General features: G+C 41.4%; 20 protein-coding genes. 13 read left to right on the top strand and 7 right to left on the bottom strand.

Translation table 11 applies throughout. The features are described 5' to 3' along the window. The 3 genes from ACFQZ9_RS25395 to ACFQZ9_RS25385 form a co-directional block, all read left to right on the top strand. On the top strand, positions 1–181 hold a 181-nt coding region (locus ACFQZ9_RS25395; RefSeq protein WP_498946177.1), incomplete at its 5' end, for a hypothetical protein. A 274-nt stretch (positions 182–455) separates the two neighbouring features. Beyond that, positions 456–1,220, top strand: coding sequence for a hypothetical protein (locus ACFQZ9_RS25390; RefSeq protein WP_498946176.1), 765 nt, complete (start codon positions 456–458; stop codon positions 1,218–1,220). Positions 1,221–1,235: 15 nt separating this feature from the next. Next, positions 1,236–1,691, top strand: coding sequence for a hypothetical protein (locus tag ACFQZ9_RS25385; protein ID WP_498946175.1), 456 nt, complete (start codon positions 1,236–1,238; stop codon positions 1,689–1,691). A gap of 110 nt (positions 1,692–1,801) precedes the next feature. Here the strand turns inward: ACFQZ9_RS25385 and ACFQZ9_RS25380 are convergent, their stop codons facing one another. Continuing rightward, positions 1,802–3,130: an aspartate aminotransferase family protein gene (locus tag ACFQZ9_RS25380; protein ID WP_498946174.1), complete on the bottom strand. Its 1,329-nt coding sequence runs from the start codon at positions 3,128–3,130 to the stop codon at positions 1,802–1,804. A gap of 12 nt (positions 3,131–3,142) precedes the next feature. Further along, entirely contained in the window at positions 3,143–4,897 is a 1,755-nt protein-coding gene (locus ACFQZ9_RS25375; protein ID WP_498946173.1) for a transcriptional regulator, read from the bottom strand. Positions 4,898–5,196: 299 nt separating this feature from the next. Between ACFQZ9_RS25375 and ACFQZ9_RS25370 the strand changes: the two genes are divergently transcribed. From ACFQZ9_RS25370 to ACFQZ9_RS25345, 6 genes are all read left to right on the top strand, one after another. After that, entirely contained in the window at positions 5,197–6,387 is a 1,191-nt protein-coding gene (locus ACFQZ9_RS25370) for an amidohydrolase family protein (protein ID WP_498946172.1), read from the top strand. After that, complete coding sequence (locus ACFQZ9_RS25365; protein WP_498946171.1) at positions 6,366–7,736, top strand: APC family permease; 1,371 nt, start codon at positions 6,366–6,368, stop codon at positions 7,734–7,736. Before ACFQZ9_RS25370 ends, ACFQZ9_RS25365 begins: the two co-directional genes overlap by 22 nt. A gap of 17 nt (positions 7,737–7,753) precedes the next feature. Beyond that, a complete protein-coding gene (locus tag ACFQZ9_RS25360; RefSeq protein WP_498946170.1) occupies positions 7,754–8,962 on the top strand; it encodes a M20 metallopeptidase family protein in 1,209 nt (402 codons plus the stop codon). After that, positions 8,946–10,310, top strand: a complete 1,365-nt coding sequence (locus ACFQZ9_RS25355) for a glutamine synthetase family protein (RefSeq protein WP_232490280.1) — start codon at positions 8,946–8,948, stop codon at positions 10,308–10,310. Before ACFQZ9_RS25360 ends, ACFQZ9_RS25355 begins: the two co-directional genes overlap by 17 nt. A 201-nt stretch (positions 10,311–10,511) precedes the next feature. Next, positions 10,512–11,066: a M15 family metallopeptidase gene (locus ACFQZ9_RS25350; RefSeq protein WP_498946169.1), complete on the top strand. Its 555-nt coding sequence runs from the start codon at positions 10,512–10,514 to the stop codon at positions 11,064–11,066. Positions 11,067–11,106: 40 nt separating this feature from the next. Then, positions 11,107–12,207: a site-2 protease family protein gene (locus ACFQZ9_RS25345; protein WP_498946168.1), complete on the top strand. Its 1,101-nt coding sequence runs from the start codon at positions 11,107–11,109 to the stop codon at positions 12,205–12,207. Positions 12,208–12,244: 37 nt separating this feature from the next. Here the strand turns inward: ACFQZ9_RS25345 and ACFQZ9_RS25340 are convergent, their stop codons facing one another. Both ACFQZ9_RS25340 and ACFQZ9_RS25335 read right to left on the bottom strand, forming a co-directional pair. Further along, positions 12,245–12,715 (bottom strand): hypothetical protein, encoded by a 471-nt coding sequence (locus ACFQZ9_RS25340; protein WP_498946166.1) that lies wholly within the window; start codon positions 12,713–12,715, stop codon positions 12,245–12,247. Between the two features lie 247 nt (positions 12,716–12,962). Beyond that, complete coding sequence (locus tag ACFQZ9_RS25335; protein WP_198313756.1) at positions 12,963–14,042, bottom strand: RelA/SpoT-related domain-containing protein; 1,080 nt, start codon at positions 14,040–14,042, stop codon at positions 12,963–12,965. A gap of 189 nt (positions 14,043–14,231) precedes the next feature. Here ACFQZ9_RS25335 and ACFQZ9_RS25330 point away from each other — a divergent pair, with 189 nt between their 5' ends. The 4 genes from ACFQZ9_RS25330 to ACFQZ9_RS25315 are packed head-to-tail and all read left to right on the top strand — an operon-like array spanning position 14,232 to position 18,320. Next, on the top strand, positions 14,232–15,788 hold the full coding sequence (locus ACFQZ9_RS25330; RefSeq protein WP_498946165.1) for a spore germination protein: 1,557 nt from the start codon (positions 14,232–14,234) through the stop codon (positions 15,786–15,788). A gap of 13 nt (positions 15,789–15,801) precedes the next feature. Continuing rightward, complete coding sequence (locus ACFQZ9_RS25325; RefSeq protein WP_498946163.1) at positions 15,802–16,929, top strand: GerAB/ArcD/ProY family transporter; 1,128 nt, start codon at positions 15,802–15,804, stop codon at positions 16,927–16,929. Beyond that, positions 16,907–18,073 carry a Ger(x)C family spore germination protein gene (locus tag ACFQZ9_RS25320; protein ID WP_498946162.1) on the top strand — a complete coding sequence of 389 codons (1,167 nt, stop codon included), beginning with the start codon at positions 16,907–16,909 and terminating at the stop codon, positions 18,071–18,073. Before ACFQZ9_RS25325 ends, ACFQZ9_RS25320 begins: the two co-directional genes overlap by 23 nt. Before the next feature lie 19 nt (positions 18,074–18,092). Then, on the top strand, positions 18,093–18,320 hold the full coding sequence (locus ACFQZ9_RS25315; protein ID WP_498946161.1) for a hypothetical protein: 228 nt from the start codon (positions 18,093–18,095) through the stop codon (positions 18,318–18,320). A gap of 171 nt (positions 18,321–18,491) precedes the next feature. On the opposite strand, the gene ACFQZ9_RS25310 is transcribed toward ACFQZ9_RS25315, so the two are convergent. The 3 genes from ACFQZ9_RS25310 to ACFQZ9_RS25300 all read right to left on the bottom strand — a co-directional run bounded on the left by ACFQZ9_RS25310 (position 18,492) and on the right by ACFQZ9_RS25300 (position 22,036). After that, positions 18,492–19,523, bottom strand: a complete 1,032-nt coding sequence (locus ACFQZ9_RS25310) for a zinc-binding dehydrogenase (protein WP_498946178.1) — start codon at positions 19,521–19,523, stop codon at positions 18,492–18,494. 8 nt (positions 19,524–19,531) lie between these two features. Further along, positions 19,532–20,578 (bottom strand): galactitol-1-phosphate 5-dehydrogenase, encoded by a 1,047-nt coding sequence (locus tag ACFQZ9_RS25305; protein WP_498946159.1) that lies wholly within the window; start codon positions 20,576–20,578, stop codon positions 19,532–19,534. A gap of 186 nt (positions 20,579–20,764) precedes the next feature. Further along, a complete protein-coding gene (locus ACFQZ9_RS25300) occupies positions 20,765–22,036 on the bottom strand; it encodes a PTS galactitol transporter subunit IIC (RefSeq protein ID WP_498946158.1) in 1,272 nt (423 codons plus the stop codon). Positions 22,037–22,047 lie beyond the last annotated feature (11 nt).

The following is a 22,047-nucleotide window of genomic DNA, read 5'->3' as shown; positions in this document are numbered from 1 at the left end:
GGCTCATGTTCTCTATATAATAGAAGAAACACGATTATTATTGTTTGTTGACGTTTTTGTTTGTTTAGTTTTCAAAGAGCAATTTTTAAAGCAGGATATCAATATATCATCTCATCTTCAGCGTGTCAAATATTTTTCTAAAATAATTTCCCGCCTGAATCAGCGACGTTTACTATCTTAACAGAATCATTCATCAATATCAACTCTTTTTTTTCAGAGTGTTTTATTTTTCTGTTAATCGCACTTGTTTGTTCGGCGACAAGAACTAATATTACTAGATTGCTATACATAAGTCAACCACTTTTCAAAAAAACTTACGATTTAGTTTCAAATAACCTGTCCAAGAGTTCAAATTCAATAAACATTAACAAATTAAAATCCTGCATGGATGAAAATTACAAATATTGGTGATTAATAAAATAATAAATCTTAATCTTATGAAGGGGCAACAGATCATGAACCAAATACCTCCCTTTCGAAGACAAAGGGCATACCTTTCCCAATTTACAACAAGTCAACTTCATTTAAAAAACCCTTGGGTTGTTGCCTTTTTTTCCTTTTCCTATCCTGGCTTTGGGCACCTTATGCAGCATCGCTATATAGTAGGGTTTATTTTGATTCTATGGGAAACCTTTATAAACGGGATGGCAAAAGTAAACCTAGGAATTCTCTATTCCTTATTAGGTGATTTTGACAAAGCCAAAGAAGTTCTAGATGAAAAGTGGTTAATTCTCTATATAGCCATTTATATGTTCGGGATATGGGACGGATATCGGACCACCATTGACTTAAACAAACAATATGTATTGGCGGATTACGAGGATGCCCCCATGTTAAATATTAAACTGGGCTCTTGGGATATGAACTACTTAGATAAACGGAAGCCTTGGCTAGCTTTAGTCTGGTCCGCCTTGTTCCCTGGTCTCGGTCATCTTTATCTGCATAATGTAGTTTCAGGATTCTTTATTTTTATTTATACCGTCGGGATTTGTTATTACGGTCATATTCTTTACGCAATCCACTTATCCATGCTAGGCGATTTTATACAGGCTAAAGAGACGATTAATATGCAATGGGCACTTTATTTTCCATCCATCTACTTTTTCATCATCTACGATGCCTATGTTTCTGCAGTCGAAAACAATAAACTGTTCGAAAAAGAAATGGCCGCATATTTACGAAAAAACTATCAAAAAATTCATTTTAAAACTCCCCTATAAAGGATTGTGAATACTATGTTAGTAATTGCTACCTACGAAAATTCAATTTTTATCGAATTAGCGATTACAGAACTCAAACAAAATGGCCTTACGAATGAAAAGATCCTTGCTGCTCCGCTTGATAAAAGAACCGGGAAGAGACAATTGTTCGATACCATCCATAGAGCGGATGGATTGAGTCTATTTGATGGTGCGGCTATCCTCGGGACCTGTTTCATGCTTCTGGGATCTATCTATGGATTTATTCTAAAATGGGGCCCGATTATATGGGGAATTATCGGAGCTATCTCCGGTCTTCTTTTAGGGTTTCTTCTAAAACTATTGATTGTAAAAAAGGGAAAAAGCGGGTCAAAAAACATTAGTTCTGAAATCGTTTTGATGATTCGGTGTGAAGAAGATCAATGGAAAACCGTTGAAAAAATATTATGGGATAACGGAGCACTTGGTTTAACGAAATTAGACAAGAATTAGACAAATGCCAACAAAGACTCAGCCTCTGTTGGCATTTCGATTTTTAGTTTCGAGTTTTCCATCTTAATGGTCATAACACTTTTCAACCCAGCAGGATGTCAGACTCTCAACTACCACCCACCATACTCCCTCACTAAATCCAGATTAATTTTCCCCTGTTCCAAGTCCGAAAAGGCTTGGTCGAGTATGAGTACCGCTAATTCGATTTCTTGTTTAGTGATGGTGAGAGGCGGGGTGATTTCAATGACATTACTGTGGATGCCTACGTAAAAGACGAGCAGTCCAAGCTCATAGCATCGGTAACAAATAGCAGCCGTTTTTTCAGCAGCTGGCTTTTTCGTTACCCTGTCCTCCACCAACTCAACACCAATCGCAAGCCCTTTTCCACGAACATCCCCAATCCATTCATACTTCTCCTGGAGACCTTTTAACAGACCAATAAAATATTCCCCATTAACCCTAGCATTCTCAACTAACTGTTCCTCTTCAATAATCCGCAAACTTTCCAGCGATGCAGCACTACAGACAGGATTCCCACTCATTGTAAACATATGGATCCCCGTGCCCGCATCAAGAATTTCTCTTCTGGCTACAACCGAACTAATTGGCAACCCGCCTCCAAGTGACTTCCCAAGCACAACAGCATCCGGAACAACCCCGCTATGATCAAACGAAAACCACTTACCCGTCCGCCCGAGCCCTACTTTCACTTCATCAAAAATGAGATGAATACTATAGCGCCTACAGACCTCCTCAAGCCGTGGCAAGAAATCATCCGGTGGAACAATCAGCCCACCATCACTTTGAATTCCCTCAATAATAATTCCAGCCGTATCACCGGGCGGACAAATCGTCTTAAACACTTCTTCCTCTAAATATCCAATAACCTGATCCGTCAGACGGTCCGTCTCCCCAAATAGCGGTCGATAGGGATTCGGATAAGGAATTTTCACCACATTGCCGCTGCCAACAAAACCCGCTTGGGCGGGATGCCCAGAGAGCGAAAGCGAACCCATCGTCTGCCCATGATACGAACCCATAAAAGAAATCATTCTGGACCGCTTCTTTTCAAGCGGAACCAGTTTTGCAATACAATCATTCGCATCAGATCCAGAATGGCCAAACCAAACCTTTTTAGAAAAATCACCCGGCGTAATCTCAATTAATTTCCGAGCCAAAGAAACCATCGTCGACTCGGGAGCGGAAAGCTGTGAAGTAAACGATAAGCTATCATATTTTTCTTTAATCGCCGCACTCACACGAGGATGTCCATAACCAATATTCGCAACAGCCCAGCCGGCCGCAATATCTAAATATTCCTTTCCAGATTGGTCGATCACCCGCGTACCCTTTGCAGCCTTAACAGCAATAGGGTAAAAACGAATTTTTAAACTGTCCGCAATCACTTGACCTTCAGCATCAAGAAATGAAGTATCCAAACCCTCTCCCCCTCAAAAGAAAATCTGATATTTTTTCAGCTTATAATTGAGATTTTGCCTTGAAATTCCCAGTTGTTCCGCTGCCTTCGTAATATTGCCTTGCGCCTGATTCACCGCCTGTTCAATCATGACGCGCTCCACCCTTTCAATCTGTTCAGGGAGACTTCCTGAAAACGACGATAAGGATTCATGACCTAAAGCGCGCTCCGCCTGCTGAATTTTATTTTTAATAATAGGCGGTAAATGATTGAAGCTGATGGTTCGCTCATCGTAAACAAGGTTAAGGCACCCTTCAATAACATGCTCTAGCTGCCTGACATTCCCAGGCCATTGATAATTCATAAAATAATGAAAAACATCCTGGTCCAACCCGTCAACACGTACATCTAATAGTTCAGCATGCTTCGTAATAAAGTGATCAATTAATACCCGTAAATCCTCCTTTCGATTTCGCAAAGGCGGAATCACGAGATTCACCACACCAAGCCGATAATATAAATCCTCCCGAAGCCTTTGGTTGGCAATCGCTTCTAATGGCTCCTCATTCATCGTCGCAACAATTCTTACATCAATATCAATAACCTTTGTCGAACCTAGCCGCTGTACCTTCCGTTCCTGAATCACCCGCAACAGCTTCGCCTGAAGGTTAATACTCATCGAATTGATTTCATCGAGCATAAGCGTCCCGCCCTGAGCCTGTTCAAAAAGACCCGGACGGTTGACAGCACCGGTGAAGCTGCCTGCCGTTGTTCCAAACAACAAACTTTCAAGCAAAGACTCCGGAAGCGCCGCACAGTTTTGCGCGATAAACGGTTTGTCTTTTCTCGGACTCTCATTATGGATACTCTGAGCAAACAGCTCCTTGCCCGTCCCTGTTTCACCCACGATGAGAATATTGGATTTTGACCTTGCCGACCGGCGAGCCTGCTCAACCGACTGAGCCATCTCTCTGCTCGAAAAAATAATGTCTTCAAACTGAAACCGGGTATTATTTTTCTGCGAAGAGATAGGATTTGTCGATTCTAAATCTCCCTTACCCTGTTTTTGCAGCTGTAAGATGGTATCGGAAAGATGCTTTTTCTCAGTGATATCTTTCAAAATTTCAATAGCACCCGCAACATTTTCATCTAGCATCAACGGGACAGTCCGAGCTAACGTGGTAATCGCCTTCCCGTTTGAGGAAAATTTCGTTTCCCTGTGATGAAGAGTCCTTCTCGTTCGAAGCGAAGTCAATAAGGTACTTGTATTTTCATCGACATTCCAAACATCCTGTACCCTTTTATTTCGAACCGCCTCCGGTTCCAATGTATCCATCTCACCTGCTTTAAAGTTATAAAAGAGAATCCTCCCATGTTCATCAATAACAGAGATTCCCTCTTCTAATTGATCCAGAATCAAATCGAATAATTGCTTCGTTTTCTTCAATTCCTGAATTTGATGCTGCAGCATCTGAACTTGCGAAATATCCTTTAAAAACAGCAGGTACATCTCGTAATTTTCAAAAAAGGAGATGTTTGCTACTAATTGTTTGGTCCCCAAAAGTATAGAAACTCCTGTTTTCCCATTCTTTTGAAGGCATTTTTTAAAATCCTCGGATGGAATCAACTCATGAATCGAAGCACCAATTAGCGTAGAGGGACTTTCCGAAAACAAACGTGCTGCCGGACGGTTTAAGGACAAAATTACTCCTTGTTCGCTGAACAAGATTATACTTTCAAACGAATGATTCCAAACATCTAAAAAGGATAAATGAAACTGCTTATCCACTCTTATCACCACTTTTTCCGGAAAATTCTAAGTGAAAAAAATTTGTCACTCTTCAAAACGCAAGCTCTTTCTACCAAAATAGTAACATATTTAAAGATTGATAAAACAGAAATTTCAATCTAATATGAAAAATAGAAAAATATTTTCCGAAAAATTTTTTTCTATCAAAAATTTTTTGCGGACAGTAGCATTCAACTTTTCCTAGTATAGCCATGATTCCCCTAATTCTGAATATTCAAAACAGGTTGGCATAAAACTTGCTAGTATTCATAGTGAAACCGTAAAGGAGGAATTAACGAATGATGAAAGTATCTTTAAAAGACGTTCAAGCCATTGATGTTCATGCACACCCCTACACAGCAAACCCAGAACCATATACACCAGAAGAATTTGTCAGAAAGCTGTCCTTAGCTGTTATTCCTAACCAAATACCTGCCGATTATGAAAGACTACCAAAACAACCCTTCCCTGGAACCAACATGTGGATGCAAATCCTTGTTAAACGATTAGCAAAATATTTTTCATGTGAGCCAACCCTTGAAGCGGTAGTCGAACAGCGCAATGCGAGGGCAGTCGATTTTAAAAAATATACTCACGATCTTTTTTCGGATGCAAAACTGACAGGTGTTGTCGGTGATTTCGGTTATCCGCAGCCTCCATTAAGTAAAGCAGAATATGCCGACCTTTGCGGAGCCCGTATCTGGGAAATCCACCGAATCGAACCTGCCATGGTTCAGCTCAGTCAAGAATGTGAATCCTTTGCTGACTTCAACGAAAAATATCGTGCAAATCTGACAGAGGCGTTAAATACAAAAGGAATTGTTGGATTAAAATCGATTATTGCCTACAGAAGCGGATTGGAAATCGCTCCAATGGATGAGCAGGCTGCGGCAGCAGAATACGCGGAATTCAAACTCAATACCCGTGCCGTTGTAAAAAAATTCCGTGACTATTGCCTGCATATAGCAATGGAAGAATGTACGAAGGCTGACAAGGTCATGCATATTCACACAGGTGTCGGTGACGGAGAAGTCGTCCTTTCGAAAGCAAGTCCCAGCTTCCTCATCGACATGCTCCGCGATCAAAAATATGAAAATACCAAAGTTCATCTCGTTCACGGCGGTTATCCATGGATGGAGGAAGCTGCCTTTATTGTCAGCATCCTGCCGAATGTCTATATGGATATCTCTTTGCAAAATCCTTTCAGCGGCCACGGGGTGAAACGTATTTTATCTCAAGTATTTGAATTTGCGCCATTTGATAAGGTAATGTACGGCTCTGATGCCTTTACCGTGCCGGAAATGAACTGGATGGGCGTCCATCTGTTTAAAGAGTCCTTTGAAGAAGTATTAAATTCCTGGGTTGATTCAGACTACATGGATGTCGAAACCGCACAGGCCATTGGAAAAATGGTCCTATACCGAAACTATGAAAATGTTTATCAAAAGTACATGAAGGAGGCTGCTGTATGTCAAACAATAAGCAAATAGTGACAGAGATGATTCCACAAAAGAAGCTCGGATTTTGGGCGATTTGGGCCCTTGGGGTAGGGTCCGTAATCGGGGACGGAATCTTCCTCCTAATGGGGCAAGGGATTGCCACAGCAGGTCCTAGCTCTATCGTTGCCTATGGAATTGCTGGATTATCACAACTTTTCCTTATGATTGCACTTGGTGAACTAGCGGTAGGAATGCCAAATGCCGGGGCCATGTCCCATTGGGTCGAACGGTTTATGGGAAGTTGGTGGGGATTTTTGTCCGGATTTGCCTTTGCACTTGGCTGGGTCATTTGCGGCGGCAGCGTCGGTATCGCAATCGGCAGAATCACCATGTGGTTTTTCCCCCAGCTAAAAGGGGATCTATGGCCAGCGTTTTTTGCCATCCTTTTCTTGACGATATTCGCCGTATTAAATATTCTTGGAACCGAAATTGCAGCAAAAACGCAGCTTCTATTAGTCATCATTATGACAGTAGTAATGGCTCTTTTCTCCATCATCGGACTAAAAGATATTAACATCCATAATTTCACGCCATTCATGCCACACGGATCAAAAGGATTTTGGGCAGCCATTCCATTGGGCACTTATGCTTACTTGGGCGCTGTAACCTTAGCAACCGCTGGCGGCGAGGTGAAAAATCCAAAGGATCTTCCGAAAGCATTGGTATGGTCTAGTATTACCTTCTTAGTTTTGTACACAGCAGCACAGTTTGTCTTACAGGGCATTATCCCGTGGAATAAAGTGACGATTGATGATTCGCCATTTACCGTTGCAGCCAATCAAGTATTCGGTATCGCCGGTGCTTATATCATGAATATGACAGCATGGATTGCTGCAGCCACTTGTTTATTAATGGGGACCTTATATGCCGCTTCCCGGATTTTTTACGCACAGGCAAAAAGCGGATACCTCCCTGCGTTCTTCGGACGTCTTCATCCAAAAACAGGTACTCCAGTCAATGGGATTATCGTTGTCTGGGCGGCATCGGTTGCCTTAATTATCTTAGGGATGATCAATCCGGATTTCCTTTACGTAGAATTATCGAACCAATTGGTATTTGCATGGTTGGTTTCCTGGACATTAGCCTTAATTGCAAGTGTTCTTTATCGAAAAAATGCCAAATCAGAGGTTCTTCAGCTCCCATGGAAACAGCCGCTCTATCCTTTGTTTCCGATTCTAGGTTTTATTGGAATTGCCATTGTCTTTTACGGCAGTTTCATCGGAACTCCAATGACCCTTTTACGCGGCGTCATCTGGATGGGCGTACTCTTTCTTCTGTTTAAAGTTTTCAATAAATCGAGAACCATTTCTACTTCTGATAGAAAAAAAGAATCTATGTAAGTGAGAGGTTTTTTAGCATGATCATAAAAGAGCAAATTCAAGTAAGCGAAGAGGTCACACAAAAGTTAATTGAGATACGCCGGCATCTCCATCAACATCCTGAATTATCCTTTCAGGAATACAATACCTGCGGGTATATTGCTAGAGTATTAGAAGATTGGGGAATTCCTTATAATAGAATTGCAGAAACAGGAATATTTGTTGATATTATAGGCGGGAACAGACAGGGCCCTCATATCGGCATTCGGGCTGATATCGATGCCCTTCCCATTCAAGAACAAACCGGGCTTCCTTTTTCATCCGCCAACCAAGGAGTCATGCACGCATGCGGACATGATGGTCACACGACCATTCTCCTCGGAACCGTTTACCAGCTTCATAGATTAAGGGACAAATTCTCAGGACGTGTTCGCTGCATTTTTCAACCCGGCGAGGAGGCGGACGGTGCTGCCCAGCAACTCATTGATCTTGGCGTGCTTGAAACTCCTTCCATAGACGGAATGCTGGCCCTCCATTTATGGCCGCACCTGCCACATGGAACGATTGGGATTAAATATGGCGCCATTACAGCCTCGTGTGATGATTTTACCATTGAAATTGAAGGAAAAAGCGGCCATAGTGCGAGACCACATCAAGCGATTGATGCCATTACCATCAGTTCGCAGATTATCCAAGCACTTCATACGCTCGTAACAAAATCTAGTAATCCGGTAGAACCGGTCGTCGTTCATATTGGAAAAATTAACGGCGGGACCGCCAGTAACATCGTCGCCGACAAAGTGGTTTTGGAAGGAACATCCCGTGCCGTTACGTTTGAAACGAGGAAAAGGTTAAAATCGCAACTCATTAATTTATGTGAAAATATTGCAAAAAGCTTTGGCGGAAAAGCCACTGTCCACTATAAAGATGGTCATCCACCGGTCATTAACAGTGAATGGGTTACAAAATCAGTTGAGGAGTGTGCAGCTGAACTATTTGGTTCCGAAAAAGTGGTTCAGTTAAAGGAACCATCAATGGGTGCAGACGACTTTGGGGCATTTGCCCAAATGGTTCCAAGTACGTATTTCAGACTTGGTACTGCACTAGAAGGAAAACAGGCATTTGATTTGCATCACCCGCAATTTGAATTTGATGAGTCCATCATTCCAATCGGGGTGCAGTTATTTACCTCAACCGTATTATCGAAACTATCAAGAGGGGTTGAAGAAAATGTTAGTAAAAGATAAAGAATTGATGACAAAAGAAACTGTATTAGAAATGGTGAAAGAGAAAAACATCGAATTTATCCGCGTTGAATTTCTTGATTATGCGGGAATCACCCGCGGCCGGACGATTCGTCCGCTCCAGCTAAAAGATGCGATGGAAAAAGGGATTAATTTTAGCACGGCAATTATGAGCTTCGATGTGTTTGATGAATATATTCCGAACCCGGCATTTGGGGCAAACGATGGGGACTTCTTTGCTATCCCGGATCCACAAACATTTGCGATCCTTCCTTATCGAAAAAACACAGCCCGGATGCTTTGTGATTTAGTCGATATTAACGGAGAACCATGGCATGGCTGTCCAAGGGGTGCTTTAAAACGGCTGCTCAATGAGGTCGAAACCCTTCTTGGCGGAAAAATGAATATGGCGTTTGAACAAGAGGCTTATTTACTGAAAGAAGTCGACGGCAAGCTTCAACCTGCCGACAATAGCCACTGTTTTTCCATTGAAGGAGCAGATATTCAGGAGGATTTCATTCAAGACTTTGTGTACGCCCTTGACGCAATGGGCGTTGAAACCGAGCAATTATCAAGCGAGTACGGCCCCGGCCAGCTCGAAATCAATTTAAAATATACAAATGCCTTAAAAGCCGCTGACGATCAGGTTACGTTCATGCATTTGTTTAAACAGATTGCCCGTGACAAAGGCTTGGTAGGCACCCTAATGCCAAAACCATTTCAAAACCATGCCGGAAGTGGTCTCCATGTTCATATTAGTTTATTTGATGAAGGCGAGAATCTTTTTGAAGACTCCACGGATCAACGCGGTTTGGATATGTCTGAAAAAGCCTACCACTTTATTGGCGGACTGTTGAAGCATGCATCTTCGCTCATCGCGATTGGTGCTCCAAGTATTAACTCATACAAGCGAATGCAACCTGGATCCTTTGCTCCTGCACATATTTGTTATGGCTCAGGAAACCGTTCGGTATTAGTGCGGATTCCTGAAAAAAGAAGGACAAGACGCTTCGAATTCAGGGGTGCTGATGGGACTTGTAACCCGTATCTGCTTGCTGCCTGCCTTGTAGCAGCAGGTCTTCGCGGCATTCAGAATCAAATTGACCCTGGTGAGCCAGTTGAATTTGATGTAAGCACGGCAAGTGAATACCAATTGAAAGAAAGAGGCATCAAATGGGTGCCAAGAAGCCTAAATGAAGCCATTAACGCCTTAGCCGAAGATTCAGTCCTAGCACAAACCATCGGCAGAACCATCTGGGAAGAGTTTATCAATATCAAGAGAACGGAATGGGACAAGTATTCGAAATATGTAAGTGATTGGGAACGAAACCTGTTTGCAGCGCGGTTCTAACCAATCGATCGAGGAGCATGATGATTTCATGCTTCTTTTTTTATGGTAGATATCCATTCAAATTGTCGATAAAATCGAAATTAGTGTTGATAAAACGACTCCAATGCACAGGAATAGAAATTAAGATAAACTTATGAAACAATTACTCTATATTTTACGTATTAAATAATGACTAATCGGAATACGAAAGGAACTAAAGTTTTGAAACTGAAACGATTTGGAAGCTTTATGTTTATACTTTTTCTAGCAATTTTCGTTTATCTATATATTGCGTCTCAAATGCAAACAGAGAAACACCCCGTTCCCTTACCAACCGGGCTCAACCCAATGGTAAAAGAAGCTACAAATCAATTAATCCAGCAAACTGCGGAAAAAGGAATCACGGTTGTGATTACCGATGGATTCCGCAGCGCAGCAGACCAGGATCAACTTTATAAAAAAGGTCGTACAACTGGCGGAACTATTGTAACGTACGCTAGGGGCGGAGAATCTTTTCACAATTATGGACTTGCCGTTGATTTTGCGCTAAAAACTTCTTCCGCACATGTGATTTGGGATCGGAACTACGATGGAAATCAAAATGGAAGGCCGGATTGGGAAGAAGTCGTGGCCATCGCAAAAAGTTTAGGATTTCAATGGGGCGGTGATTGGCCCCAGTTTAAAGATTATCCGCATTTACAAATGGACTTTGGCTTAACACTCGCCGATTTACAGAACGGCAAGCGCCCTCCTGAATCATCATTAAAGGTTAAATAAAATAAACTATAAGCAGGAATTTAAAAAAGGAGGTGCTTTTTTGAAAAAAAACGTTAAGAAATCTTCTTGGGGCATATTAGGCACATTAGGACTCTTATTACTTGGCAAATTAAAATATCTTTTGGTCGTTTTTAAAATCCTTAAACTGCAAACACTGATCAGCATGTTTCTTACGCTCGGAACCTACGCCATTATTTTTGGCTGGCAGTTTGCAGCAGCTCTGGTCTATCTCTTGTTTGTTCATGAGATGGGACATTTATTTGCTGCCAAGAGGATTAAACTGTCTGTCAGCCCAGCAGTATTTATCCCTTTTATCGGTGCAGCAATTGGTTTAAAGGAAATGCCAAAAAGTGCAAAAGACGAGGCCTATTTGGCCTACATGGGACCATTATTTGGGTTATTTTCTTTTTTGCCTGCCATTCCCTTATATCTCACCACACATGAACCATTTTGGGCACTGTGCATCATTTTAGGAGGGACGATTAATTTATTTAATTTAATCCCAATTACACCATTAGATGGCGGAAGAATTGCCGCAGGGATCAGCACCAAGCTATGGGGCTTAGGAATTGTGTTGTTGGTGGCATTTTCGATTAAGTTTGGAAGTTTTATAGGATTTTTGATTGTCATCTTAGGTTCGATTGAATGGTACAAAATCTATAAAAAACAAAAAAATTTACATTCGAATAAAACAGAAATTGAAAAACTTGATCTACTCGTAAGTAAATTAAAAGAAGAATCCAATCAACTTGAATCCATCCAAGCAATAATGAGAAAAGCAAAATGGGAAATTTCGCAACCGGAAATTATGAAGGTTTTTGATCAATTAGGTTCTGAAGTTGAAAAAATGAAAAAGAATCTTTACCTGCAGCAAATAACAGGTACCCCTGCTTTAAGCGAAGAAGCTCAAAATGAAAATGAACAAGTAATTCAACAAATTCTACTCCAATTAGAAGAAAAAATAGAAAAGTTTAAAAAAGATGTACAAACAACCGAAACCTATTATAAAACAGATAAAAAAACAAAACTGAAATTATTTTTAATTTATATCGGTTTGGCCGCGGCACTCTCGATTAGTTATTATTTTGGGAATGAAATTCTCATGAATCATCCGGAAATACGCAATGCCATGAATCGATAAAAATGTGAACATGAGGGTCTTCCCCCCATGTTCACATTTACTTCGCATAATCCCACACAATCCTCCACTCACCTTTTTCCTTTACAACAAAAACACTTTGCTCAATATCAAAATTACCAAATTTCCCTTTAAAGCTTTGAACAACGGGGACCTTATAGACATGCTGGAACGACGGCCCTTTTTGCGACATCTGCCACTTCCCCAATTCCTCAGGGCTGCCAACCTTATACGTGAAAGTATCCACGCCAAAATCATTCATAAACACATGCGCCCGAGTCTGAATATAATTACTTTTATTGAACTTCTCCTTCATTGATGAATGAAACAACCCCCACGAACCGGCAAAATCACTATCCTGCTCGTAATGATAAAAATCCTCTACCACGCCTTTTACCTGACTATCCTCAGAAGAAAAACTCCACTTAAGCACTTGAAAAACAACAAAAACACCTACAACCAGCAAAGCTCCAACAACAATCCTCTTTAATTGAGCGGATCTCCTATACATGAAAATCTCCTTTTAAAAAACTAATCAATCTAGAATATGCACCAACCTGTCCTGATAGTATGATTTCCATGTAACGACAGCCTTCGACTCCACTCCTGTCTACACAAACGTTTGATTAAAACCGATACACACCCTTTGGAAAACGAACATTTTCTAGTTTCCTAGGAAGTATTTTGTCGATGAAATTGTCGAGAACTGAAACAAATAAAAAAAAGGAGAAGTGCCCTAACACCTCTCCAAAACAAAATTATTGTTTACTCGTATCCAACCCCCGAAGCAGCGGATTATGGAGTTTCAACTGATCAGAAGTCAATTGGATCTTCTCCACCTCTTTTACCGTATTCACATAATCCCCACCCTCGACAACAGGCAAAGTCCCTCCATCCGCTCCCTTGCCGGCAAGCGAAAAATCATAATAGGTCAATTTCCTCTGCGAGTCTTCCAAGGACTTTATTTTTTTTCGTAAAGAATTTAAATCCCCTTCTTGAATCTCCTTCTTATGGTAAACTTCCTCCAGCTCATTTTTTAAATCCTTTAACTCATTACTGAGATCATGAATAATCCCTTCCTGTTTCCTTCTTTCCTCCAAAAGATCATGCAAATTCGTTTTCGTTTCCCGAATTGAATTAACCATTTCATCAGCATTACCAGCCAGACGGTTTAAAACCATCAATTGTTTTGTTAATAACTCATTTTCAAGGTCATACGGATAGCGCAGCTGATGGTCGACTTCACTCCAGCCTTCTTCAAAAATCGTCCGTACTTGAATCTCGGCAATCGTCATTTCTTTCGTAATTTGGCTCTCAATCAAATAATGCCACGAACGGTACCCTGCCGGATGTTCTTCAAAATCAAAATGCTCGCTATACTTTCGAATCTCCGCATCATTATAATCCCCTTTACGGAAATAGATCTTTGCCCGTTCATGGAGATTCCAGGTATCTCTTATTTTTTCATCAATATGAATCGCTTGATCCTTATATAAATGGAGAACGCGAATCCCTAGTAAATCCGTTACCTCTGTTCTGTAATTACCCACGGTAATTTTATAATCCCGATTTAGCTTCTTTTTGCTAATCGTCTTCCGAATGATTTTTTCAACTAAATGCTCCGGATCCTTCACCCGTGTCCGAACCGAGTGAACATCCGGATGACTTTGAAGAATGGCTAACAAGGGAGAAGTGGCTGCCTTTAAAGTAGGAATAAACTCCAGATAATCTTGGTAGATCTGAATAACTTCCGGCCAAACAAGTCCAGCCTCATTGAATTCTCCTTCATCAATATTATAAGATTTGAAAAACGGTTGCTGCTGGTTTTCTAAAGACATTTGCATTTCCCCTTTTAACGGCAATTTTCCCACCAATAAACTCTATAATGCTCTATTCTTCCAGTTGTTCTTAGGGAATATTAGCCAAATCAAAATATTCTTGATTAAAATCCTGCTTTCTAATTCATACTAAAACAGATAAAAAATGGGATTTCAACTGATTGAATCCGATAACTGGAGAAATGGAATATGGCTTTTGGAAAAAAACGATTAAAATGGAACGTAGAACAAAATAACCAGGGCATAGACCCTGAAATCCAAAACCAAGGCTCCTTATCCATTTGTTTAACCGAAAACATCGAGCGCTTGCAATCCATCTACAAGGATTGCTCCGATATCATTTTTCGTTATTTTTTAATTGGCAACAAAACCAATGCCGTTCTGATTTATCTGGACGGGATGTCAAATATCGAAGAAATCGACCAGCATGTCCTTCTTCCCTTGATGGGACAGGAAACGGACTCAGATGTACAATCCATTCTAAAAAAAAAGTTAACGATTTCAGGTGTAAATGAGGTTAGATCCTACAATGCTGTCGTAAAAGAGGTTTCATCAGGAAACCCAGTTGTTTTAATCGATCAGCAACCAGCAGGATTCTCCACCGGACTATCCAAATGGGAAAAACGTTCGATTCAGGAACCAACCGCTGAATCGGTTGTTCGCGGTCCTAGAGATGGCTTTATTGAGGGAATCAGCACCAATATTGTTCTAATCCGCAGAAAAATCAAGAGCCCAAACCTCAAGATGAAAACCATTCAGGTAGGAAGATACAGTCAAACGGAAGTTGCCATCATGTTTATAGAGGGGCTCGCTGATCAAACACTCATTGAAGAGGTACAAAACCGATTAAACCGGATTGATATCGATGGGGTTTTAGAAAGTGGATACATTGAGGAATTTATAAAGGATCACCCTTATTCCCCGTTTCCGCAAATTTTAAATACCGAACGGCCAGATGTCACGGCGGCAAGCCTGCTTGAAGGTAATGTGGTTATTTTAACTGATGGAACACCTTTTGTCCTAATTGCTCCCACTACATTTTATTCATTGCTGCAATCTCCGGAAGATTATTATGAAGGATTTCTCAGTGGTACATTGATTCGCTGGCTTCGTTATTTCTTTTTACTAATCGCTTTGCTGCTTCCTTCTGTCTATGTGGCCATTCTAACGTACCATCAAGAAATGATTCCTACCTCTCTTTTGATTAGCGTAGCTAAGTCTCGAGAACAGATTCCATTTCCCGCATTGGTCGAAGCACTCCTGATGGAAATGACCTTCGAGGCATTACGAGAAGCAGGAATTCGACTACCGAAAAATATTGGTTCGGCAATCAGTATTGTCGGGGCATTGGTGATCGGGCAAGCAGCGGTTTCTGCCGGTCTTGTATCGGCTCCAATGGTCATCGTAGTGGCAATTACGGGGATAGCCTCCTTTTTAATCCCCCGCTATAGTGCTTCTATCGCCCTCAGAATGCTTCGATTCCCGATTATGTTTCTTGCTGGAACACTAGGGCTGGTTGGAATCATGCTTGGGCTTCTTACCATTATTATTCATATGTGCACCATCCGTTCCTTTGGTGTCCCCTATCTTCAGCCAATGGCGCCAATGAAAAAATCCGAAATGAAGGATGTTTTAATCAGAGCTCCATGGTGGGCGCTAAAAAAACGCCCGCACTGGACAGGTGAATATAATCAAACCCGGCAGTCAAGCAGCCAAAAACCTTCTCCTAACAATGAAAACGAATAAGAGTGGATGAGACATGATCGAACGCGGAAAAATTTCACCAACCCAAATGGCTTTCATGATGAACCCTGCTATTTCAGCAACGGTTCTCCTTCTCGTACCCGCTATCACTGCAAAAATAGCGCATCAGGACCTATGGCTGTCACCCATTTGGGCCTCCGTTATTGGTTTTTTAGTCCTTTTTGTCGCCAATCAATTAAACAAACTATATCCAACGGATACCATCATTGAATATAGTGAACAGATCATCGGGAAATTTTTTGGGAAAGTAGTCGGAGCCATTTTCCTTCTTTTTTATTGGCACATAACCGGCATCATCGTTCGAGAATACGGGGAATTTGTCTCCGGGACCTTTCTGCACCAAACGCCCATGGTCATCATTATCGGAACAATGGTACTTGTTTGCTCCTTTGCTGTTATGGGGGGAATTGAAGTCATTGGAAGGGCATCCGAAATGATTGTCCCGTTTGTGATTCTTTTGTATCTATTAATTTTCGTCATGCTCATTAAGGATTTAGAAATAAAAAATATGCTTCCCATTATGGAAAAAGGAATCAAACCTTCTTTAATGGGCTCCATCGTCCCACAAAGCTGGTTTAGCGAATTCATCCTTGTCTCGTTTTTCTTACCGTATTTGTCAAAAAGGGCTCAAGGAATGAAGTGGGGAATGATTTCAGTAGGCAGCGTTTTATTTTTAATGGTACTCACGAATATCATGAATCTAATGCTGTTTGGAAATTTGACCTCTCACTTAACCTATCCGGTCATGGTGGCAGCCCGCTATATTAGCATTTCCGACTTCCTGGAGCATTTAGAGTCGATTGTCATGGCGATTTGGATTGCAGGAACATTTATTAAAATTACCGTCTTCTACTATATCCTTACACTTGGCACAGCCCAATGGCTTAAGCTTTCTGATTTTCGTCCCATCGTTTTGCCCATTGGCTTCTTGGTAATCCTTTGCGGGATATGGTCGGCCAGTGATTTACAGGAACTTTCCCACTTTCTTGCAACATCAGGGGCGTTTTATATTCTATCGATTCAAGTGGTGATTCCACTGCTTTTATGGCTCATTGCCATCATTCGAATGAAAGCTCAAAAACGGAAAGGATCTAAACAGAATGATTCCCCAGCAAATCATTAAAAAAAGTGCTATCGCTTTTCTCTTTGTTTTTACCGTTCTGTTTTTAACAGCCTGTTGGGATCGAGAGGAAGTAAATGATTTAGCTTTAGTAACGGCTGCAGGAATTGATAAAAAGGCGAATAACAAAATTGAACTAACCGTCCTCGTCTTTATCCCAAAAGGCGGCGGGAGCCAGCAGTCAATGGAAATCAGCAGCAGCGGTAATAGCTCCAATGTTTTGGTCCGGTCAGCGGAAGGAACCACGATCGCCGATGCCATGTCAAAACTGCAAGAAAAGCTGCCGCGGACGATTTTCTGGGGTCATAGTGAGGTATTTATTTTTAATGAAGCACTGGCAAAAGACGGGATCCGTGACCATATTGATTTTATTATGCGGCATCCGCAGCTTCGGGAGCGCGGACAAATCTTTGTCAGTAAACAAAAAGCAAAGGACATATTGGAGCTGATGCCACCGCTTGAGCGAGACTTGTCTGAGGTTTTGAATCAATTAGTCCAACATGAAGTCGGCATGAATGTAACCACGAAAAAATTAGCGCAAATGCTGATTGGCGATTCGGGAGATTGTGCCCTGCCCTGGATTAAAATCCTGCCCCCTGAGAAAGGAAAAAAGCAAGATCAAACAATCGCCTATATCACAGGTACTGCGATTTTCAAGAAGGATAAAATGGTTGGCGTGATTAACTCTTCTGTCACAAGGGGCGTGCTTTGGCTGAGAGATGAAATTCGCTTAGCCATCGTTACGATAAAACCACCTCATACGGAAGGATATATTTCGGTGAACTTAACACAGGCTAGTTCAAAGCTATTGCCTAAAATCAAGAACGGGAAATGGATGATCACGCTCCAAGCCGAATCAAATAGTGATATTGTTCAAAATACAACAAAATTGGATGTATCCAATCCTGAAGTAGGGAAAATGATTGAAAAACAAGTAAATAAAGCAATTGAAAGCAGAATAAGACTCGCCTTGAAACTTGTTCAGAAGGATATGAAAGCAGATGTGTTCGGCTTTGGTGAAGCCTTCCATCGTAAATATCCTGACAGATGGAACAAGGAAAAAAATCATTGGGATGAAATTTTTCCGAATGTAGAGGTGTTGATCAAAACAAAAAGTAAAATCCGCAGACAGGGCATGAGTTCTTAAGTGAAAGAAGGGGCAACAAATGAAATGGGGAGTTTTGTTAGGAAGTCTACTGCTAGTTTTAGCGATGATTCTCTACCAATGGCCAAAACTAAACCAAAAGCCAAAAAGAGATAAATTAGCTTTTCTCACGCTTTCGATCCTTGGAGGGATTTTAGCGATAGTACTAATCTTTTTCCCATCGGTCCCCAACCCCACGCAAGCAGTGAATTGGCTGTATGAACCGCTGGGGAAAATATTGAAAAAATAAAACCACTTCTCATGTGGTGATATCGTAAAAACCAGTTTACTTATCACCTTAAAAGTTGCTGCTCCAGCCAATAACCAAGCGAGATACCTCAACAACCTATAGGAAAGGGAAGATACTATCTGCATCTTCCCCCTTTTTTAGCGAAGCAAGGGCCAGAGAACCCCAGACTTCTTATGAAGCGATAATGACTTTAATTTCTCCACCAGACATGACCGCTTCAAATCCCTGGCGCCATTCCTCTAAAGGGACAATTCTCGTGACCATTTTATCGGTATCGATTTTGTTTTCTTCTAAGAGCCTTAGAGCGATATCCCAGGAGCTCGGCTTTTGCGAGCGTGTGCCGATATATTGGATCTCTCTTTGAATAATAGACTCTTGATCCAATGGATTGGTTTTGTGAGCGAAAATCCCTACTTGAACAAACGTTCCTTTTTTCCTCACCAATGGCAGCCCTTGATTAAGGGCTGGGACCGCACCTGAACATTCAAATACCTTATCGACTCCATACCCATTCGTATGCTGGAACACGATTTCTTCTAAATTCTCCTCAAGTGTATCGACAATCACATCTGCCCCTAATGATTTCGCTAATTCTAGACGTTGTTTATCCTTCGTAATTCCAGACATAATCGCAAAAGCGCCTTGTGCTTTGACAACTTGAAGAAGCAGTAAACCAATTGGACCCGGGCCAAAAATGAGAACCTTATCATCCTTCGTTACCGTTGTTTTTTCCAATGCAGCATGCACACAACAAGCTAAAGGTTCTGTTAAAGCCGCAGATAAAAGACTAACTTTATCAGACAATACTCGAACACTTTCCTCACGAGAAATCACATATTCCGCCATGCTTCCATCGGCCTGTGTGCCAAGTCCTTTTCGATTAGGACATAGGTTATAATCCTTTTCCAAACAATATTCACATTCGCCACATGTGGTAAACGTCGTCTCACTGGTAACCCGGTCTCCTACTTTGACCGTTTTAACGTCCTTGCCAACTTCGGCAACAATCCCGGAAAACTCATGTCCAAGAACAAGCGGCGTTTTTGCATTCCGGTACTCTCCTGTAAAGGTATGGAGGTCTGTACCACAAATACCGGTATAAGCTACCTTAATTTTCACTAAATCATCTGTTACCACTGGCTCTTCGACTTCTACTAGTTTCATATTGTCATAGCCAGGTTCTACCTTCATCACTGATTTCATCACGTAACTCACTCCCCATTTGGAACGATCATTACCTTGTTGTACTCTTCTTCGCGGTTAATGATCATATTAAAAGCCTGTTGTGTATCCTCTAAACCAAATCGATGAGAAATTAATTCTTTTAGCTTAATTTTTCCCTGTTTCACATATTCCACCGTATTGGTCCATTCCTTTCCTGGGAATGGAGCGGAATACGAATTCCAAAAACCATTAATCTTTAATTCTCTTCGAAAAATGTTTTCAAATGCTTTTTCAGAAAGGTTGATATCGGAATAGGCAATTCCCAGGTACCCAACTTTCCCCTGCTTACGGGTAATTAATAAACATTGCTCTTGGGTTATTTTCGACCCGGCACATTCAATCGCAATATCAACGCCCAGTCCATTTGTATACTCATGGATTTTCTCCAATAAATTTTCTTTTAGCGGGTTGATGGTCCTTTCACAGCCAAGTGCGATCGCATCTTGCAACTTCTTATCAGAAATATCAATGGCTATAATTTCTTTCACACCGGCCACTTTTAACCATTGAAGCGCTAAAATTCCGATGGTCCCAACACCGAAGACCGCTACCACATCACCAATTTGCGGATGAATATTTAGTACACCATGTAATGCAACCGCCGATGGCTCAATCATGGCCGCATCTTCAAAGTCCATATCTCCAATTGGCAAGACATTTTTCGCTGGAATGTTCACATATTCAGCAAAGGCGCCAAAGGATTTCGAACCAACCATTCCATGATTTTCACAAAGGGAGAACTGACCGCGAAAACAGTACTCACAGTCATTACAGGGAACGAATGGAATACCGGCCACACGGTCCCCCACCTCAACATGTACGACATCTTTTCCTTTTTCTACTATATAACCAGCGAATTCATGACCCATGATGGCTGGGAGCGGATATTTCCATTTGCTGACCATTTTGTGTGTATCGGATCCGCAAATTCCCGCAGCCATCACCTTTACCTTTACTTCATCCGGCTTGAGTTCGCCAATTTCAATCTCTTGAAAAACAATCTGATTTTCAGAATGTAGTACTGCAGCTTTCATAAGAACATCTCCTAACAACTGAACAATAAGAAAAGCGCAAGCGCCTTGGTCAGCCCCGACAAGTGCTGGAGGGCCTGACGGTGAAGTCGTTCTTTGACTTCATCGTCAGGACCGAAGCAACCTCGAGGGGCTAGGCGCTGGAGCTGGACAATTCTCAAAGTCAAAAGTTTAATACTTTCCTATTCTCTAAAAAACGGAGTGCCAAAACTGGGCAAATTTCAGGATGATCCAGTTAAATAAGTTACCGCCCATATCTAAACTAGAAATTAATGTCGCGCCTTTTGGCATTTTAAATTGAGCTCCTTGCATCATTTGGGTATGTGCCTCTGCAAAGTTTGTCGCCATATAAAGAGATAAAGCAATCATGACCGTACCTGCAATTAAGGAATGGACAATATTCCCTTTTCTTGACCCAACCACAAAAGCAATATAGAAAGGAATCGTTGCCAAGTCACCAAATGGCAGGACTTTATTACCTGGTAAAATAACCGCTAAAAATAGAGTAATCGGTACAAGCATCAAGGCTGTGGACATAACCGCCGGATGCCCGACAGCTAAGGCAGCGTCTAATCCTATGTAGAGCTGGCGATCGCCATAGCGTTTTTGTAAAAATGTACGGGCTGCTTCAGAAATCGGAATTAAACCTTCCATCAGGATTTTTACCATACGAGGCATTAAAAGCATAACGGCTCCCATGGAAATCCCGATTTTCAAAACACCGCCAATGTCATAACCTGCGAGAAGACCAATGACAATCCCTAAAATGACCCCCATCATCATCGGCTCACCAAAAACACCAAAGCGTTTTTGAATCGTTTCTGGCTCAGCATGAAGATTCTTAATCCCCGGAATTTTTGCCACAAGCCAGCCTACAAGAATCCCAATTGGGGCAAATGCAGCGGTTGATCCGGTTGGTAACGAAATTCCCTCTAACCCATAGAATTTTTGCACCATTGGAGCCATTTTATCGGCCACAAACAAGGTTGCGACTTGGAAAAGAATCGCACATAGAATCGCAAACCACCAGCTGCCTGTAATGACATAACCAGTTGCACCTGCAGAAATAAAATGCCAATAATTCCAAATATCAATATCTAAAGTTTTGGTAGCTTTTAAGACAATTAAGAGAATATTAACAGCTAAACAAACTGGAATCAGAATCGCTGCAACAGGGGATGCCCATGATAATGCAGCAGCTCCCGGCCAGCCGATATCAATAACGGTTAAATTTAGTCCAAACCTTTCAACCATATGCTGTGCAGCAGGACCTAAATTATCAACCAATAAACCAATGACTAAGTTAATCCCTACAAACCCGATTCCAATAGTAATCCCCGACTTAAGCGCTTTCTTAAAGCCTGTCCTAAAAATCAACCCTATAACAAGAATGGCAATAGGCAAGATGACCGTTGGACCTAAATTCAAAACATATTGAACACCAGCTAATAATTTATCCATAAAGACCCCCG

The sequence above is a fragment of the Neobacillus sp. GCM10027624 genome, from assembly GCF_042675345.1.
GTDB lineage: Bacteria > Bacillota > Bacilli > Bacillales > Cytobacillaceae > Neobacillus > Neobacillus cucumis_D.
Note: the sequence above shows the minus strand (reverse complement) of the source record. Positions and strands in the feature narration are given on the sequence as shown.

Excerpts from the sequence above, each read along its gene's own strand:
- ACFQZ9_RS25365 (WP_498946171.1), top strand. The coding sequence starts at position 6,366 with ATGTCAAACAATAAGCAAATAGTGACAGAGATGATTCCACAAAAGAAG.
- ACFQZ9_RS25335 (WP_198313756.1), bottom strand. The coding sequence starts at position 14,042 with ATGTCTTTAGAAAACCAGCAGCAACCGTTTTTCAAATCTTATAATATT.
- ACFQZ9_RS25310 (WP_498946178.1), bottom strand. The coding sequence starts at position 19,523 with ATGAAATCAGTGATGAAGGTAGAACCTGGCTATGACAATATGAAACTA.
- ACFQZ9_RS25390 (WP_498946176.1), top strand. The coding sequence starts at position 456 with ATGAACCAAATACCTCCCTTTCGAAGACAAAGGGCATACCTTTCCCAA.
- ACFQZ9_RS25305 (WP_498946159.1), bottom strand. The coding sequence starts at position 20,578 with ATGAAAGCTGCAGTACTACATTCTGAAAATCAGATTGTTTTTCAAGAG.
- ACFQZ9_RS25300 (WP_498946158.1), bottom strand. The coding sequence starts at position 22,036 with ATGGATAAATTATTAGCTGGTGTTCAATATGTTTTGAATTTAGGTCCA.
- ACFQZ9_RS25340 (WP_498946166.1), bottom strand. The coding sequence starts at position 12,715 with ATGTATAGGAGATCCGCTCAATTAAAGAGGATTGTTGTTGGAGCTTTG.
- ACFQZ9_RS25385 (WP_498946175.1), top strand. The coding sequence starts at position 1,236 with ATGTTAGTAATTGCTACCTACGAAAATTCAATTTTTATCGAATTAGCG.
- ACFQZ9_RS25360 (WP_498946170.1), top strand. The coding sequence starts at position 7,754 with ATGATCATAAAAGAGCAAATTCAAGTAAGCGAAGAGGTCACACAAAAG.
- ACFQZ9_RS25370 (WP_498946172.1), top strand. The coding sequence starts at position 5,197 with ATGATGAAAGTATCTTTAAAAGACGTTCAAGCCATTGATGTTCATGCA.
- ACFQZ9_RS25330 (WP_498946165.1), top strand. The coding sequence starts at position 14,232 with ATGGCTTTTGGAAAAAAACGATTAAAATGGAACGTAGAACAAAATAAC.
- ACFQZ9_RS25320 (WP_498946162.1), top strand. The coding sequence starts at position 16,907 with ATGATTCCCCAGCAAATCATTAAAAAAAGTGCTATCGCTTTTCTCTTT.
- ACFQZ9_RS25355 (WP_232490280.1), top strand. The coding sequence starts at position 8,946 with ATGTTAGTAAAAGATAAAGAATTGATGACAAAAGAAACTGTATTAGAA.
- ACFQZ9_RS25325 (WP_498946163.1), top strand. The coding sequence starts at position 15,802 with ATGATCGAACGCGGAAAAATTTCACCAACCCAAATGGCTTTCATGATG.
- ACFQZ9_RS25315 (WP_498946161.1), top strand. The coding sequence starts at position 18,093 with ATGAAATGGGGAGTTTTGTTAGGAAGTCTACTGCTAGTTTTAGCGATG.